The following is a 15,003-nucleotide window of genomic DNA, read 5'->3' on the forward strand; positions in this document are numbered from 1 at the left end:
TCAGCTCACGTCGACGTCAGGATGTCGACCTTGGTGTTGGCGACGATCAGGCGATCGGCCAGGAGCTGCGCCAGATTGCGCATGATGCGCTCGGAGGCGCGCGGGTGCTGCCTGCGAAAACGCTCGAAATCCTTCAGCGGCACTTCGAAAGCGGTCGCGGCCATGTCCGCGAACACATCGGCTGAGCGGGCGGTCTCGATTAGCGCCATCTCGCCAAAGGCCATGCCGGCGGTCAGCGTCGCGAGCCTGACGCCGTCGGGCAGGGTGACATGCACCGCGCCGCTGCGCAGGAAGAACAGGGCGTCCGCAGGATCGCCTGTCGTAAGGATCTTTGCGCCGGACTGATAGGTCCGGATCGTGCAGATCGAGGCGAGGTCCGTCAGCTCCTCGGCGCCGAGGCCGTCGAGCAGCGGCTGTTCGGACAGCTCTGTGGTCTCGTGAAAATCGATCGAGCCGCCATAGCGGTAGACGATCTGGTCCTCCGCCCATTCGATCGCGGTATCGAGCAGATAGAAGTCGCGGACGTTCTTCAGCTCCGCAGTCCATTCCCGCAGCGTATTCCACTCCTTCGACGCGCGCCTGACGCCGGATATCACCACCGTGACGTCGAGCGCGGCGAGATCCTCGAAGGCCTCCGCAATCAGCCGCGCGCCGGCCCGCGTGGTGGCGGTCACACGGTGCAAGTCGAAGATCACGAATTGCGGCCGCTGCCGCTCCGCCAGCCGGCGCGAGACGTAGTCGACCGCCGACAGCGACAGCGTGCCCACCAGCTCGATGACCCGCACCTCCTGCTCGTGCGCGGCCAGGATGTCGCGCTCCTGCTGGCGGCGAACGCGGCGTGACGGGCTCTTGCCGATGTCGTAGTCGGCGATCACCGCGTTGCGGGCGTCGTCGCTACGGTTGAGCATGTGCAGATCGTAATGCGAGGACAGCGCCTCGCAGACCTTGATGCCGCGCACGCTGTTGCCGTGCTTGTCGAGCTTCGGCGAATAGCTGCCGAGCCCGAGGCGGGCGGGGAGCGCCGCCAGAATGCCGCCGCCGACGCCGCTCTTGGCGGGAATCCCGATCCGGTAGATCCACTCGCCGGCATAGTCGTACATGCCCGATGACGTCATCACCGAGAGCGTGCGCGAGATCGCGTAAGGCGTCAGCACCTGCTCGCCGGTGACCGGATTGACGCCGCGATTGGCGAGCGTCGCCGCCATCACCGCGATGTCGCGCGCGGTGACCAGCACCGCGCATTGCCGGAAATAGACGTCGAGCACGCCGGCGACGTTGTCCGAGATCACCGCATTGGTCTTGAGGAGATAGCCGATGGCGCGATTGCGGTCGCCGGTCTGGCTCTCCGACGTGTACACAGCTTCGTCGACGGCGAGGTCGCGCCCGGCAAAGCGGCCGAGCGCGAGCCGGATCTGCTCGAAAGCCTCAGCGCCCTTGCTGTCGTAGATCAGCCCGGTGCAGGCGATCGCGCCGGCATTGACCATCGGATTGAACGGATGGTTCTCCGCATTGAGCCGGATCGAGTTGAAGGGATCGCCCGAGGGCTCGACGCCGATCGCGCTCTCGACCTTGCCTGCGCCGAGCAAGTCCAGCGCCAGCGCGAACACGAACGGCTTCGACATCGACTGGATGGTGAAGGGCACCCGGCTGTCGCCCACTTCATAGACATGGCCGTCGAGCGTCGCGAGGCTGATGCCAAAATAGGCAGGGTCGGCCTTGCTCAGCTCGGGAATGTAGTCGGCGACATGGCCCGAGATCTCGGCGGAGAATTCGTTGAGACAAGTGTCGAGAAACCGCAGCAACGGCGGTCTCGAGCGGGTCCAGGCGGAGGCGGGCGGTTGCGCTATCATCGGCTCCCTTGTGCAACGCAATCAGAGCACGCGCAACCCGTCCGGCACCTGTGTCCGTCGTGACGCCCGAACGCAAGACGCCGCGCAGCATCGCAATATGATCTGTTTCAGATTGTCGCGGATGAGAAGCCGCTGGCGGCGCGTGCTCAGCTCGCGACGATCGCGATCGTCTGGCCTTCGGCGACGAGGTCATCGATCTTCACGAGCAGCGATGTAAGCGTGCCTGAAGCAGGCGCGGGCACCGGTATCTCCATCTTCATGGCTTCGACGAACACAATTTCATCGTCATCCACGACGGTTCCTCCAACTTGCACGGGCGTTGCGCAGATGCGGCCGGCGACTTCAGTGACGATCTTAATTTCTGGCATGCCATCGCCTTTTTGTTGTGGTGGCAAAATGCCTGAGGTAGCGTCGTCTGCAAGCGGAATTTAATTCCGCACAGCGGAACAACTGGTAGGGATCATGGGACGACGTTCGGAGCGGTTGAGCAGACAAGGTGCACTCGCTGGCGATGCCGGTGAAGGTGATGTCATCCAGGTGGTGTCGCGCGCGTTCGACGTGTTGCGATGCTTCGAGGGCCACGATAGCAGGCTCGGCAATCTGGAGATTTCAAATCGCTGCGGCTTGCCGCGCTCGACGGTGTCGCGGCTCACGCATACGCTGACGCGCATGGGGCAGCTGGTCTATCTGCCGCGTGACCAGAAGTATCGCATCGGTCCGAGCGCAGTGGCGATGAGCGCCTCGATGATGAAGGGCGCGCAGCTGCGCAGCATGATCCGGCAGCGGCTGCAGGAGGTCGCCGAGCAATTGCCGGGCACCGTCGGCTTCGTCGTGCCCGATCGCTTCCATCTCGTCTATCTCCAGTTCGCGCGCTCGGCCTCTGCGCTCGGTTTGCACGAGGGCACCGGCAGCCGCATCTCGATGGCCTCGACCGCCGCGGGCGCGGCCTACACCGCGGCCTTGTCACCGGAAGTCGGCGATGCCTACATTGCGGAAATGGAGCGCGAAGCGCCGGAGGCCGCAAAGATCTTGCGGCCGCGCATCGAGGCCAACCGGCAGTCGCTGCGCGAGCGCGGCTATGTCACGGCCTGCGGCCTGTGGAGCCCGCACATCAACGGGCTCGCGGTGCCGATCTGGTCGCCGCAGTATCAGACCTTCGTGGTCGTCACGATCGGCCTTCTCTCGGCGATGTATGACGAGCAGCGTCTGCATGCCGAAGTCGCGCCGTCGATGGTCGCGCTCGGCCGTTCGCTCGGCAGCCTGATGGAGGGCGCGGAAGGCGACGCCTTCAACGCGCGCATCCCGCGCAAACCGGTCGCAATGGCCGTGCACAACAATAACAAGCCGATCAATTCGGAGGGAGTGAATGAACTGGAAGCCGGAACTCGACGAGCTCGCCCGGCGCGAAGCCTTCGCGCGGGAGATGGGCGGCGTTGACAAGGTCAAGCGACAGCATGACCAGGGCCGGCTGACTGTTCGGGAACGCATCGACAGACTGGTCGACAAGGGCAGCTTCCACGAGATCGGTGCCGTTTCCGGCATCGGTGAGTACGATCCCAAGGGCGAGCTGAAAACCGTGACGCCGGCGAACTGCGTGTTCGGCCGCGCGCGCGTCGACGGCCGCACATTGGTCGTCGTCGGCGACGATTTCACGGTTCGCGGCGGCTCGGCGGATGCGTCGATCTCGGCAAAGCCCTTGATGGCGGAGGAGATGGCGCACGACTTCCGTCTGCCCATCATCCGCATCATCGAGGGCTCCGGCGGCGGCGGCTCGGTCAAGACCATCGAGACCAAGGGCGCGGCCAACCTGCCGGGTGGCATCGGCGGCACGCGCTGGTATCGCTTCACGACCGAGAATCTGTCGCGCGTGCCGGTGGTCGCGCTCGGCCTCGGCTCGGTTGCGGGCTTAGGCGCCGCGCGTCTGGCCGCAAGCCACTATTCCATCATGACGCGGAAGTCCGCGATGTTCGTCGCGGGTCCGCCGGTGGTGAAGGCGCTGGGGCAGAACCTCTCGAAGGAGGAGCTCGGCGGCGCCGAGATCCAGACCCGCGCCGGTGCGGTCGATCATGCCGTCGACACCGAGGAGGAAGCTTTTGCCTGCGCGCGGCGCTTCCTGTCCTATCTGCCGTCATCGGTCTACGAGCTGCCGCCGACCTTGCCCTGCATCGACAATCCGGAGCGCAGCGAAGAGGCGCTGATGAATGCGGTGCCGCGCAACCGCAAGCAGGTCTACAAGATGCGGCCGATCATCGAGCAGGTGGTCGACAAGGGCTCGTTCTTCGAGGTCGCCAGTAATTTCGGCAAGCCGATCATTGTTGGTCTGGCGCGGCTCGAGGGCAGGGCGGTGATGTTGCTCGCCAGCGACAGCTTCCACTATGGCGGCTCCTGGACGGCGGATGCCTGCCAGAAGGTGGTGCGCTGGGTCGACTTCGCCGAGACCTTCCATCTGCCGATCGTCTATCTCATGGATTGCCCTGGCTTCATGATCGGTCTCGACGCCGAGAAGGCGGCGACCATCCGCCACGGCGTCCGCGCCATGGCCGCGGTCAACCAGACCACCGTGCCCTGGTGCACCGTGATCCTGCGCAACGCCTTCGGCGTCGCCGGCGTGGTGCATCAGCCGGCCGACCGCTTCTCGATCCGCTACGCCTGGCCGTCGGCCTATTGGGGCTCGCTGCCGCTCGAGGGCGGCATCGAAGCCGCCTACCGCGCCGACATCGACGCGGCCGAGGACAAGGCCGCCAAGCTCAACGAGATCCAGGAGCGGCTGAACAAGCTGCGCTCGCCGTTTCGCTCGGCCGAAAAATTCTGGGTCGAGGAGATCATCGACCCGCGCAAGACGCGCTCGCTGCTGTGCGAGTTCGCACGGCTCGCCGAGCCGCTGCGAAAAGCAGGACCGCCGGAGAACATGACGATCCGGCCGTAGGTTTCGTCGGGCCTCAGGAACGATTTTCGGCGCTCCGCATTCAACCCGCATGAGGAACCTGTATTTCGGCATCGGCGCTCTCGCCGGCGCGCTGGTTCTCCTCACGGTTTGGCTGGGCCAGCACGAACGCCAGGCGTCAATCGATCGCCTCGAGCAATGGGAGCTTCCGCGCTCACCTGAGCGCTAGAGCATGATGATCAGGCTCGATGTGGCAACGAGTGAGATGCGCTCCCTCCCTCGCTTGCGGGGGAGGGTTGGGGAGAGGGTGTCTCCACAACGGGAGAGTCCCCAAGAGGAAAGAACCCTCACCCGGCGCGCAGGACGATGCTTCGCATCGCCCGGGCGCGCCGACCTCTCCCGCAAGCGGGAGAGGTGAACGAGCCCGCCGGTTGATTTAGCCTAAAGCCATTCCGTTTTAGCGGCGATGTCACCACTGGCGGGCACGCCACTGCCGCCGGCGTTGGCGGCGGCAGTGATGTGAGTGTTGACGATCAACGCTTGGGTAGCGACGCCATCACTTCGCCCGCGTCTCCGTCTTCGAGGCAGGGTGTGACGGTCAACGGGAGCAGGTCGGACCATTGCGCGAGCCAACGATACATGGCTTTGGGATCACTCGATTCAGAGATCGCAAATCCCTGTCCGTTCATGCCATGCCAGCGCCCCAACATCTTGACGCCTTCGGGTGGTGCGCCGCCAGTTTCTAGAAATCGGGCGACGGCTGCATTGAAGGTGCCTTGGGGTACACTCCAGGTGGTTATGAATTTCATGCGATTCTCCCATAACTGGAATTATTGGATGAATGCCGCGGCTGCGCCGCCTGCGCACGATAGCGCCTGCGTATCGAATAACAACGGCGAATGAATGGGTGCGTTGGTTTGATCCAGGGCGCGGTTCTCTGACACCGTCGCGATCTTCTGCGTCGGGCGCAAAGCGAGCCTGGTCGCATGTCGCAAAGCGTTGGAAGCGCCAAAGGAGGCGTTCGTACTCTGCGAGTTAATCATGTCGATCGCAACGTGTAGCTTATGAAAATTGAAGACAGCGGCGCACAAAGGCAGCCGGTTTCGGCCGTTCTTTAGGCCCATTTCAGCCAAACTGATATTGGTTTCTCATTGCCCGGGGCAGGTCTTCAATTTCGGAGTCCTGCAATGTTCAAGCAAGTTCTTTCTGCGTGTTTCTTCTTTGCCGTTAGCTCCATCGCCTCGGAAGCACGACCGTACCACCTTCAACAAGCTTCCGAATGCAATGTGACCATGCCCTGCGACTTCTCGTATTCGCAAACGCGCCGCGAGCGAGTGTCCAGGAGCTCACTGCAGGCGTACCGTTCGATGCGACTGACAGTGACTGACGCCGGTGGCGCCGCCGCGGCGGCGAATGTCTCCGGCGCGCAAATCGTCGGCGGCAGGCCGGCCGGTTGCCCGTCGTCCTTCTGCGGCTGCGGCGCGGCCCTGCGCGTGTTTGGTCATATCGTGCCGGAATTGAATCTCGCGGCCAATTGGCTGCGCTTTCCGCGGACATCGCCGGCGCCGGGAATGGTTGCGGCGCGACACGGCCACGTCTTCGTCCTGGAGCAGCCCCTGGGAGGCGACATGTGGATGGCCTATGATGCCAATTCGGGCGGCCATGCCACGCGCATGCACGCGCGTTCGCTGCGGGGCTACACCGTGGTCAACCCGCGCGGCTGAAACGACGGGGAGGGTGCCCGGCCTTCATCACAGCCGCAGCACCTTCCCCGGATTCATGATGTTCTGCGGGTCGAGCGCGCGCTTGATGGTGCGCATGATGTCGAGCTCGGTCTTGGAGCGGTAGTGGCTGAGCTCGTCGAGCTTTTCGATGCCGATGCCGTGCTCGGCCGAGATCGAGCCGCCCATGGAGGTGATGAGATCGTTCACGGCCCGTGTGATCGCGGCGGTGTATTGGTTCAGGGCCTGCTGATCCATACCCTTCGGCCCCATGAACGAAAAATGCAGATTGCCGTCACCGATGTGGCCCAGCGGATAGGGGCGAATGGACGGGAGAATATCGAGCGCGGCCTTGAGCCCCTTGTCGATGAACTCCGGAATTTTGGAGATCGCCACCGACACGTCGTAGCTGAGCCCCGGACCCTCGGCGCGTGAGGCCTCGGCCATGGCCTCCCGGATGCGCCACATGTTGCGCGATTGACCGACGGTCTGCGCGATCGCCGCGTCGAGCACGCGACCGACCTCGAGCTGGTCGGCGAGAAACTGCTCCAGCTTCTCGGACATGCCATCGGCCCCGTCCTGCCGCGGGCGCGAGGACGACCATTCAAGCAGCAGGTACCACGGCGTATCCGCCTTGAGTGGATCCTGGACGCCGGGGATGTGGCGCATCACGAGGTCGACGGCCGCACGGCTCAGCAGCTCGCAGGACCCGACATTGTCCTCGGAGGCCGCATGCGCGTCGGACAGGATCTCCAGCGCCGCGCGCGGATCGCGGACAGCCAGCCACGCCGTGGCGACGTCCTTCGGCGCCGGCCATAGCTTGAGGACAGCCTTGGTGATGATGCCGAGCGTCCCCTCGGCGCCCATGAAGAGGTGCTTGAGGTCGTAGCCGGTGTTGTCCTTCTTCAGCGCACGCAATCCGTTCCAGACCTCGCCGTTCGGCAGGACGACCTCGAGCCCGAGCGCGAGGTTGCGCGCGTTGCCATAGCGCAGCACCTGCACACCGCCGGCATTGGTCGAGAGATTGCCGCCGATCATGCAGGAACCCTGGGCGCCAAGGCTCAACGGCAGGAACCTGTCGTGCTCGGCCGCGGTTTCCTGAAGCGTCTGCAAAACGCAGCCGGCCTCGACCGTCATCGCATAGCCGACGGGATCGACGTCCAGCACGCGGTTCATGCGGCCCAGCGACAGCACGATGCCGGTGTGTGCAGGCCAGGGCGTGGCGGCGCCCATCAGCCCGGTGTTGCCACCCTGCGGCACGATCGCGACGCCGTGCTCATGGCAAAGCCGGACCACTTTCGAGACTTCCTCGGTGCTGCCAGGACGTATGACGGCCCCGGCGCCACCAGCCAGCAGCCCCCGCCAGTCTGTCACGAACGGCTGCTTGCCGTGCTCGTCTTCGATAATGCCCTTCGCGCCCACGATCGCGCGCAACGCGTCGCGTAGCTGGGCGGTCAAAGGCGCGGTCGGAATGGCGGGTACGGGCGACGGGAAGGCAGTCGGCATTTTGTTTCCCCTGGCGCATCTTGGTGTGCACTGCGCGCGCGAAGCGCTTGGACCGCATTGTCCACGTTTGGGCCGCGAAGTCTATCGGCAACACTTGAACGATTTCAGCAAGGCGGTTGTCACATGCCCGCGCCCGTCGGGCAAAACACCCTGTCAATCCCTCCGCGTAAAAACATTCTTGTTTACCGAAATTCGGTTATAGCGCATATTGCGTCCATCCTGCCCGCCGCAAGGGGCGTTTCGCGATCGTCACGGGACGCGGGCAGGGAGGCGGTGGCCGCGACTGCGTCGGCGCGCATTCCAGGCTGCAGGGCGGGGCTCCTTCAGGGGTGTTCCGTGAGCAGCATGAGCGCGGCACGACACGGCGCTGACAGCGTCTTCGTCCGGCCCGGATGGCGAGCGCACGCCAGCCATCGGGGCGAGGGGCGGAGATGTGCGCGGACGGCAAAATCGTGTGGTCCTGGCGCCCGGAGCCTGTGCGTCAAGTCTTGTGGTGATGTGCGCTGTCCAACCGGGCTCGCAGATCAGTCATCCGCAAGGTGACGGGGGCAATAGTGCATCGCTCCCCGGGGAGAGCGCGACATAAGCCGTAAAGCCATTCGCGCAGGGAAGGCCGGGCGTTCCGGCGTCACCTGTTGTCCACCCCGTGCGCGTTTTTCCGCACACGGGACGCGGGTGCCAGCCGGCGCCCGGCCTTCCCTGTGCCCTTTCCATCAGAAGGGCGCGAAGATGAGAGCAAAGCTCGGGCGAAATGAGCCGCGAGGATGCGAAGGTGTGTCTGCAAGCGAAAATGCGAATTGGGTGAGCGCAACGATGCGTCATACTCCGTCATTGCGAGCGCAGCGAAGCAATCCAGACTGTCTCCGAGGAAAGACTCTGGATTGCTTCGCTGCGCTCGCAATGACGATGGGAGGCAGCTCTCGTTCCACGCTCGATCAGGCTCGCAATGACGAGGAGAATAGGACTACGACGCGCTCTCCGTCTCCCGGTGCACGTCGTGCACCACGAGGCCCATGCCTTCGTCGGGCATCTTGATCCAGTCGCGGCGCTTCAGGGTGCGCTTGGTGTCCTCGTACCCGCTCGTCCAGTGCTCGCGCATCGAGGTGCCAGAGAATTCGTGGTCCTTGGCGTCGCCCTCATAGGCCTTCTGCTGATAGATCAAATGCAGGATCGCGATCTCCGGCATGTTGCGCAGGCTCGTCTTGAGGCTGCGATCCTCGTCGGACAATTGCTCGTCCGGAATCTTCGCGAGCGCCTTGTAGAGCAGCACCTTGAGATTATGCGTGCGGCGGTAGACGTCGGTATTGTGGCGGGTGCGCGAGGAATACATGATGTCCTTGTGGCGGGCCATCACGTCCTGGATCGAGCGCGGCAGCACGCCGCGCGCGCTGAACAGGTCGACCTGGAACACCAGTGAATTGATCGCGTCCTCCTGGTCGAGCAGATGCTGCAGCGGCGTGTTGGAGACGATGCCGCCGTCCCAGAAATGATCGGTGCCGATCCGCACCATCGGCAGCGCCGGAGGCAGCGCGCCGGACGCCATGATGTGCTCCGGCTCGATCTCGTCATGGGCGTTGTCAAAATAGATGAAGTTGCCCGAGAGCACGTTGACCGCGCCGACCGCGAAGCGGATCTTCTTCTCGTTGATGAGGTCGAAGTCGACGAGCTCCAGCAAGGTCGCCTTGAGTGCCGCCGTGTCATAATAGCTCGTCGCGGTTCTGGCACCGACGGCGCTGAACCAGGGATTGACCTGGTGCGGGGTGAAGAAGCCCGGCTGGCCCATCGCGGACGTCATCCAGGAGCTGTAGAGGTTGCGCCACTGGCGGAAAATGTCGCCGTCGGGTGTGTAGTGCCAGATCTTGCGATTGGTGATGCGCTCCCAGAACACGCGCAGCGCATCGAGCCGCTTCTCCGGCCTGTTGCCGGCGATGATCGCCGAGTTGATCGCGCCGATCGAGACCCCGGTGACCCAGTCGGGCTCGATGCCGGCCTCGTCCAGCGCCTGGTAGACGCCGGCCTGGTAGGCACCGAGCGCGCCGCCGCCTTGCAGCACCAGCGCGACGCGGTCGCAGCGCTCCGGCCGCCAGCCCCGTGCGGGCGGCTGGCGGGTCTGATGTGTCTGTTGCGACGTCTGTGTCGCCTGCGACGTCCGGGCGTCCATGATGATGCCTCCTGCCTTCATTGGACGATTGCGGCCGGTGGTGACGGCGTGATGACAAAGCCGGCCGATGCATCCTTTGCATGCAGGTCAGTCGGGGCGGGAATGGCAGGAGGTCGTGCGGCTGACGGAAATCGGTCACATCGCAGTCAATGACGGCGGCTAGCAATTTGGGTAAAGTCGGAACTTGCCGGACATCACAGCATCACCAGAGGAGACAGCGATGCGCAGGGAAGATTTGCTGAGGCTTCCGTCCATGCCGGCCGCCGGGCCGAGCTATCCGGCCGGGCCGTACCGCTTCGTCAACCGCGAATTCCTGGTCATCACCTACGAGACCGATCCGGACCTGATCCGTGCCGGCCTGCCTGAGCCGCTGGAGCCGATCGACCAGCCGATCGTGCACTACGAATGGATCAAGATGCCGGACTCCTCCGGCTTCGGCAGCTACACCGAGTCCGGCCTCGTGATTCCAGCGCGGCTGCACGGCGAGGAGGTCAACTTCGTCTCGCAGATGTATCTCGACGATGATCCGCCGATCGCGGCCGGCCGCGAGATCTGGGGCTTTCCCAAGAAGTACGCCCATCCAAAACTCGAGATCGTCAAGGACACGCTGACGGGCACGCTTGAATATGCCGGCCAGCTCGTCGCCATGGGCACGATGGGCTACAAGCACGAGAGCATGGCCGGCAACGGCGATCTCACCCGCGCCACGCTGTCGAAGACGCAGATCAATCTGAAGATGATCCCGGGCGTCGACGGAAATCTCGAGGTCTGTCAGCTCGTCGCCATCAACCTGATCGACATCGTGCCGAAGGGCTCCTGGATGGGTCCCGGCCGGCTGCATTTGGTGCCGCACGTCAACGCCCCGGTCGCGGATTTTCCGGTCCGCCGCTGTATTGGCGCGCATCACTACATCGCCGACCTGACGCTGCCGTTCGGCCGCGTGGTGCACGATTACATCAAGGAAGCGGAGACTGAGGCTGCGACGGGGTTGGCGGCGGAGTAGGGCGGCGCGCCATCATCAAACTGTAACACTGGCGTAATTGACTGCACCGGAGGACCCGGAGGAGGCCAGTAACGGTCGCCCGGGATTGGGCTGCAATAATTTGGGGTTAGCATGGCTGAGCCGGCAAAGCTTGTCAGCGCGGCATCGGATGTCGCGCCTGTCATTCCTGGACTGGTGTGGGCGTTTCGTTTGCATGGGGACGGCAGCGCCGAGGCGCTGCCGATCGACCAGCCGATCGAGTTCAGCCATGATGGCCGGCTCTGGCTGCATTTCAATTTGACAGATGGTCGCGTGCGGCCGTGGATCGCGGTGTCACAGCTGCCGCCGCTGGCGCGCGATCTTCTGTTGTCGAGCGACACGTTCCAGCAGCTTCACGTCATCGACCATTGCGTCTACGGCGTGTTCTCCGATCTCGTCCGCGACATCGATGCTGCTACGGAAGAGACCGCGTTCCTGCGCTTCGCAATGACCGAGCATCTCTTGGTCTCGGGCCGCCATCAGGCGCTGTGCTCGGCGGATGCGACGCGGCGCGTCCTCGAAGGCGGTTATCGCGTCGACAATGTCGCCCATCTTCTGGAGAAGATTGTCGACGAGGTCGCCGACACGCTCGACAGGATGGCCGACAAGCTCGGCCAGGAGATCGACGGCATCGAGGAACGCATTCTCGCCGACGACGCCAAGCCGGAGATGCGCCGCACGCTCGGAAGGTTGCGCCGGACCTGCGTGCGGCTGCACCGCCAGCTCACCGGCCTGCGCGTGCTGTTCCATCGGCTCGACCAGAAGAACACCGATCATCTGTCGCCCGGCTTGCGCATCCAGGCCGGCAAGCTTGCCCAGCGGCTCGACGGTCTCGACCACGACATCGTCGAGCTCCGGGAGCGCAGCCGCCTGCTCGAAGAGGAGCTGCGCTTCAAGAACGAGGAGGAGAGCAACAAGCACCTCCACACGCTCTCGATCGTGACGACGCTGCTGCTGCCGCCGACGCTGATCACCGGCATCTTCGGCATGAACACCAAGGGCCTGCCGCTCACCGACGTGGACGAGGGCTTCCTCTGGGCGGCGGCGCTGATGGTGAGCTCGATCGGCCTTGCCTACCTGTTCATGCGGCGCACCGGCATCTTCAAAAAGTAGCGCATGCAAGCCGGTGTCAGCCGTGAGTGGGATTGCCCAGACATTTGCGTTGCGACGTTCGGTCGTGATCGCGGCGATGTTGCTCGCGAGCACCGGCGCGTTCGCCGGCGCCAAGGATGAGAGCGCTGCCGACTGGCTGTTCCCAAAATGGTTCAACGAGTGGCATGACGGTCTCGCCAACAAGGGGCTGAATTTCGGCGCGACCTACATTGCCGACAACATCGGCAATGTCTCGGGCGGCGTCTCGCGCGGCGCCATCCATTTCGGCCGGCTCGATCTCTCGGTCGACGCCGATCTCGACAAGCTCGTCGGCTGGACCGGCGGCCGCATCTTTGCCAATGGCTACATCATCTACGGTCGCGGGCTCAGCCGGAATTACATCTATAATCTCGCCACCATCAGCGAGATCGAGGCGCTGCCCGACCAGCGGCTCTACAACGCCTATTTCGAGCAGAGCTTCTTCAACGACCGGCTGAACATCAGGGCCGGCCAGCAGGCGGCCGACGTCGAGTTCTTCGACAGCCAGACCGATGACCTCTTCATCAACGGCACCTTTGGCTGGCCCGCGATCAAGGCCTCCAACCTTCCGGCCGGCGGCCCGGCGCCGCCGATCGCGGTGCCCGGTATTCGCGTCAAGGCTCAGGTCGCGGACAACGTCACCGTCTTCGGAGCGGTGTTCAACGGCAATCCAGCCGCGCCCGGTGGCGGAGATCCGCAGACGCGCGACAATCATGGTCTGGCGTTTCGCGTCAACGATCCGCCCTGGCTGATCGGGCAGGTCCACTTCGACTATCATGTCGACATCGGCGGAAGCACGCTTGCCGGCAATGTCACACCCGGAGGCTGGTATCATTTCGGCGATTTCGACAGTCAGCGCTTCACGGCCGACGGCTTCTCGCTCGCAGACCCTACCGGATCCGGCATTCCGGCGAAGCTTCGCGGCAATTACGGAATCTATGCGGTCGTCGAGCAGGCCCTTTGGCGGCCGCCTGGGACAGAAACCGAAAAGACCGTGTCGGCCTCGATCCCCGGCGTCACCGCCTTCGGCCGCATCGCCTACAGTCCGCCCGACCGAAATCGGATCGATCTTTATCTGGACGGCGGCGTCGGCTTTGTCGGCTTCACGCCCGGCCGTCCGCTCGACCGGTTCGGGATCGGCGTGGCCTATATGCGGATTTCGGGCGCAGCACGAAGCCTCGACGTCGATACGCAGTTTTTCAACGGCATCCAGAGCCCGGTGCGCAGCAGCGAGGCCTTGCTCGAAATCATCTACGAGGCGCACATCAGGCCGGGCTGGCTGATCGCGCCTTACTTCCAATATGTATTCAGACCGTCGGGCGGCATCCCGAACCCGAACGATCCGACCGGCGTGTCGCGGATCGGTGACGCCGCTGTGTTCGGCGTCACCACCACGATCAGGTACTAGGCCATCGCGGGTTTTGCTTGCGGCTTCGGCTGCCGCGACAGTGCCAGCACGATCAGCGAGGCGAACACGCAGAGCGCGCCGGCCACGAAGAAGGCGGGCAGGTAGCTTTGCAGCAGCGTCCGCGACAGGCCCGCGCCGAAGGCGGCGGTGCCGGCGCCGAGCTGATGGCCGGCAAAGATCCAGCCGAACACCAGATTGGCGCGTTCGGGCCCGAATTTCTGCGCGGTCAGCCGCACCGTCGGCGGCACGGTCGCGATCCAGTCGAGGCCGTAGAACATCGCGAAGATCGACAGGCCATAGAACGAGAAATCGCTGAACGGCAGGAAGATCAGTGAGAGCCCGCGCAGGCCGTAGTACCAGAACAGCAGGAAGCGGTTGTCATAGCGGTCCGACAGCCAGCCCGACATGATGGTGCCGAAGAAATCGAAAATGCCCATCGCCGCCAGCAGGCTCGCCGCCTGCACCTGCGGGATGCCGAAATCGAGGCACATCGGAATCAGATGCACTTGCACGAGGCCGTTGGTCGAGGCGCCGCAGACGAAGAACGTTGCAAACAGGATCCAGAACGCGCTCGACTTCGAGGCATCACGCAGCGCGCCGAGCGCAACACCCGTGATCGAGCCGTGGTTCACCGGTGGTGCCGGCAGGGGCTCGGTGCCTTCGTCGCCGAACGGACGCAGGCCCAGATCGCTCGGGCGATCGCGCATCACGAGCAGCACTGCCAATGCAGAAACGCCGAGCATGATGCAGACGAAGCCGAGCGCAAGGCGCCAGCCGAAGCGTTCGGTGAGGCTTGCGAGCAGCGGCAGGAACACGAGCTGGCCGGTGGCGACGCTCGCGGTCAGGATACCGACGACCAGGCCGCGCCGCGCGGCAAACCAGCGCGTGGAGATGGTGGCGCCCAGCACCAGCGCGGTCATGCCGGTGCCGATGCCGATCACCACGCCCCAGAGCGCCACGAGCTGCCAGATCTCTGTCATGCCGAGCGAGAGCACGAGCGCCGAGACGACGATGAGCTGGGCGGTCAGCGTGACGTTACGCAGGCCGTAGCGGTTGAGCAGGGCGGCCGCGAACGGCGCCATCAGCCCGAACAGGATGAAGCGGATCGAGAGCGCGGAGGAGATCTCTGCAGTGCTCCAGCCGAACTCCTTCTGAAGCGGAACGATGAACACGCCGGGCGCGCCGACCGTGCCGGCGCTGATCAGCGCGGCGAAGAAGGTTACGCCGACCATCACCCAGCCGTAGTGGATGTTGCGACGGCCGAGTGCGGCCGAAAGCCAGTTCGAGATCATTGCCCCTCAATCCAGGTTGGCGGGTTTCG

12 protein-coding genes are annotated in these 15,003 nt (G+C 64.3%); 6 read left to right on the forward strand and 6 right to left on the reverse strand.

Going from position 1 to position 15,003, the window contains the following annotated elements; translation table 11 throughout:
* Positions 1–5: 5 nt before the first annotated feature.
* The gene (glsA, locus tag ABIC09_RS17890) at positions 6–1,850 is read right to left on the reverse strand and encodes a glutaminase A (RefSeq protein WP_354110061.1); all 1,845 of its coding nucleotides are present in this window, start codon (positions 1,848–1,850) and stop codon (positions 6–8) included.
* A gap of 146 nt (positions 1,851–1,996) precedes the next feature.
* On the reverse strand, positions 1,997–2,218 hold the full coding sequence (locus ABIC09_RS17895; RefSeq protein ID WP_354110062.1) for an acyl-CoA carboxylase biotin carboxyl carrier protein subunit: 222 nt from the start codon (positions 2,216–2,218) through the stop codon (positions 1,997–1,999).
* A 94-nt stretch (positions 2,219–2,312) separates the two neighbouring features.
* Here ABIC09_RS17895 and ABIC09_RS17900 point away from each other — a divergent pair, with 94 nt between their 5' ends.
* Entirely contained in the window at positions 2,313–3,287 is a 975-nt protein-coding gene (locus tag ABIC09_RS17900; protein ID WP_354110063.1) for an IclR family transcriptional regulator, read from the forward strand.
* The gene (locus tag ABIC09_RS17905; RefSeq protein WP_354085281.1) at positions 3,217–4,776 is read left to right on the forward strand and encodes an acyl-CoA carboxylase subunit beta; all 1,560 of its coding nucleotides are present in this window, start codon (positions 3,217–3,219) and stop codon (positions 4,774–4,776) included. Before ABIC09_RS17900 ends, ABIC09_RS17905 begins: the two co-directional genes overlap by 71 nt.
* A 491-nt stretch (positions 4,777–5,267) precedes the next feature.
* On the opposite strand, the gene ABIC09_RS17910 is transcribed toward ABIC09_RS17905, so the two are convergent.
* Positions 5,268–5,543, reverse strand: a complete 276-nt coding sequence (locus tag ABIC09_RS17910; protein ID WP_018319867.1) for a DUF3303 domain-containing protein — start codon at positions 5,541–5,543, stop codon at positions 5,268–5,270.
* 378 nt (positions 5,544–5,921) lie between these two features.
* Between ABIC09_RS17910 and ABIC09_RS17915 the strand changes: the two genes are divergently transcribed.
* On the forward strand, positions 5,922–6,458 hold the full coding sequence (locus ABIC09_RS17915; protein WP_187434642.1) for a hypothetical protein: 537 nt from the start codon (positions 5,922–5,924) through the stop codon (positions 6,456–6,458).
* A gap of 27 nt (positions 6,459–6,485) precedes the next feature.
* Here the strand turns inward: ABIC09_RS17915 and ABIC09_RS17920 are convergent, their stop codons facing one another.
* Together ABIC09_RS17920 and ABIC09_RS17925 are read right to left on the reverse strand one after the other, a co-directional pair.
* Positions 6,486–7,961, reverse strand: a complete 1,476-nt coding sequence (locus tag ABIC09_RS17920) for an FAD-binding oxidoreductase (RefSeq protein WP_354110064.1) — start codon at positions 7,959–7,961, stop codon at positions 6,486–6,488.
* 964 nt (positions 7,962–8,925) lie between these two features.
* Entirely contained in the window at positions 8,926–10,122 is a 1,197-nt protein-coding gene (locus ABIC09_RS17925; RefSeq protein WP_354110065.1) for a patatin-like phospholipase family protein, read from the reverse strand.
* 220 nt (positions 10,123–10,342) lie between these two features.
* On the opposite strand from ABIC09_RS17925, the gene ABIC09_RS17930 reads away from it, so the two are divergent.
* The 3 genes from ABIC09_RS17930 (at position 10,343) to ABIC09_RS17940 (ending at position 13,682) form a co-directional block, all read left to right on the forward strand.
* Positions 10,343–11,125 carry an acetoacetate decarboxylase gene (locus tag ABIC09_RS17930; RefSeq protein WP_148749441.1) on the forward strand — a complete coding sequence of 261 codons (783 nt, stop codon included), beginning with the start codon at positions 10,343–10,345 and terminating at the stop codon, positions 11,123–11,125.
* A 111-nt stretch (positions 11,126–11,236) separates the two neighbouring features.
* Positions 11,237–12,256: a transporter gene (locus ABIC09_RS17935; protein ID WP_354110066.1), complete on the forward strand. Its 1,020-nt coding sequence runs from the start codon at positions 11,237–11,239 to the stop codon at positions 12,254–12,256.
* A 22-nt stretch (positions 12,257–12,278) separates the two neighbouring features.
* Positions 12,279–13,682 carry a carbohydrate porin gene (locus ABIC09_RS17940; protein WP_354110067.1) on the forward strand — a complete coding sequence of 468 codons (1,404 nt, stop codon included), beginning with the start codon at positions 12,279–12,281 and terminating at the stop codon, positions 13,680–13,682.
* Here ABIC09_RS17940 and ABIC09_RS17945 read toward each other — a convergent pair.
* Positions 13,679–14,974, reverse strand: a complete 1,296-nt coding sequence (locus tag ABIC09_RS17945) for an MFS transporter (RefSeq protein WP_354110068.1) — start codon at positions 14,972–14,974, stop codon at positions 13,679–13,681. The genes ABIC09_RS17940 and ABIC09_RS17945 overlap by 4 nt on opposite strands.
* Between the last annotated feature and the right edge of the window lie 29 nt (positions 14,975–15,003).

The sequence above is a fragment of the Bradyrhizobium sp. S3.12.5 genome (genome assembly GCF_040548225.1).
Taxonomy (GTDB): domain Bacteria; phylum Pseudomonadota; class Alphaproteobacteria; order Rhizobiales; family Xanthobacteraceae; genus Bradyrhizobium; species Bradyrhizobium cytisi.

Bases quoted from the DNA above. Each gene is read 5' to 3' on its own strand.
- ABIC09_RS17930 (WP_148749441.1), top strand. From the start codon at position 10,343: ATGCGCAGGGAAGATTTGCTGAGGCTTCCGTCCATGCCGGCCGCCGGG.
- ABIC09_RS17905 (WP_354085281.1), top strand. From the start codon at position 3,217: ATGAACTGGAAGCCGGAACTCGACGAGCTCGCCCGGCGCGAAGCCTTC.
- ABIC09_RS17910 (WP_018319867.1), bottom strand. From the start codon at position 5,543: ATGAAATTCATAACCACCTGGAGTGTACCCCAAGGCACCTTCAATGCA.
- ABIC09_RS17920 (WP_354110064.1), bottom strand. From the start codon at position 7,961: ATGCCGACTGCCTTCCCGTCGCCCGTACCCGCCATTCCGACCGCGCCT.
- ABIC09_RS17915 (WP_187434642.1), top strand. From the start codon at position 5,922: ATGTTCAAGCAAGTTCTTTCTGCGTGTTTCTTCTTTGCCGTTAGCTCC.
- ABIC09_RS17900 (WP_354110063.1), top strand. From the start codon at position 2,313: ATGGGACGACGTTCGGAGCGGTTGAGCAGACAAGGTGCACTCGCTGGC.
- ABIC09_RS17945 (WP_354110068.1), bottom strand. From the start codon at position 14,974: ATGATCTCGAACTGGCTTTCGGCCGCACTCGGCCGTCGCAACATCCAC.
- ABIC09_RS17895 (WP_354110062.1), bottom strand. From the start codon at position 2,218: ATGCCAGAAATTAAGATCGTCACTGAAGTCGCCGGCCGCATCTGCGCA.
- ABIC09_RS17935 (WP_354110066.1), top strand. From the start codon at position 11,237: ATGGCTGAGCCGGCAAAGCTTGTCAGCGCGGCATCGGATGTCGCGCCT.
- ABIC09_RS17925 (WP_354110065.1), bottom strand. From the start codon at position 10,122: ATGGACGCCCGGACGTCGCAGGCGACACAGACGTCGCAACAGACACAT.
- glsA (WP_354110061.1), bottom strand. From the start codon at position 1,850: ATGATAGCGCAACCGCCCGCCTCCGCCTGGACCCGCTCGAGACCGCCG.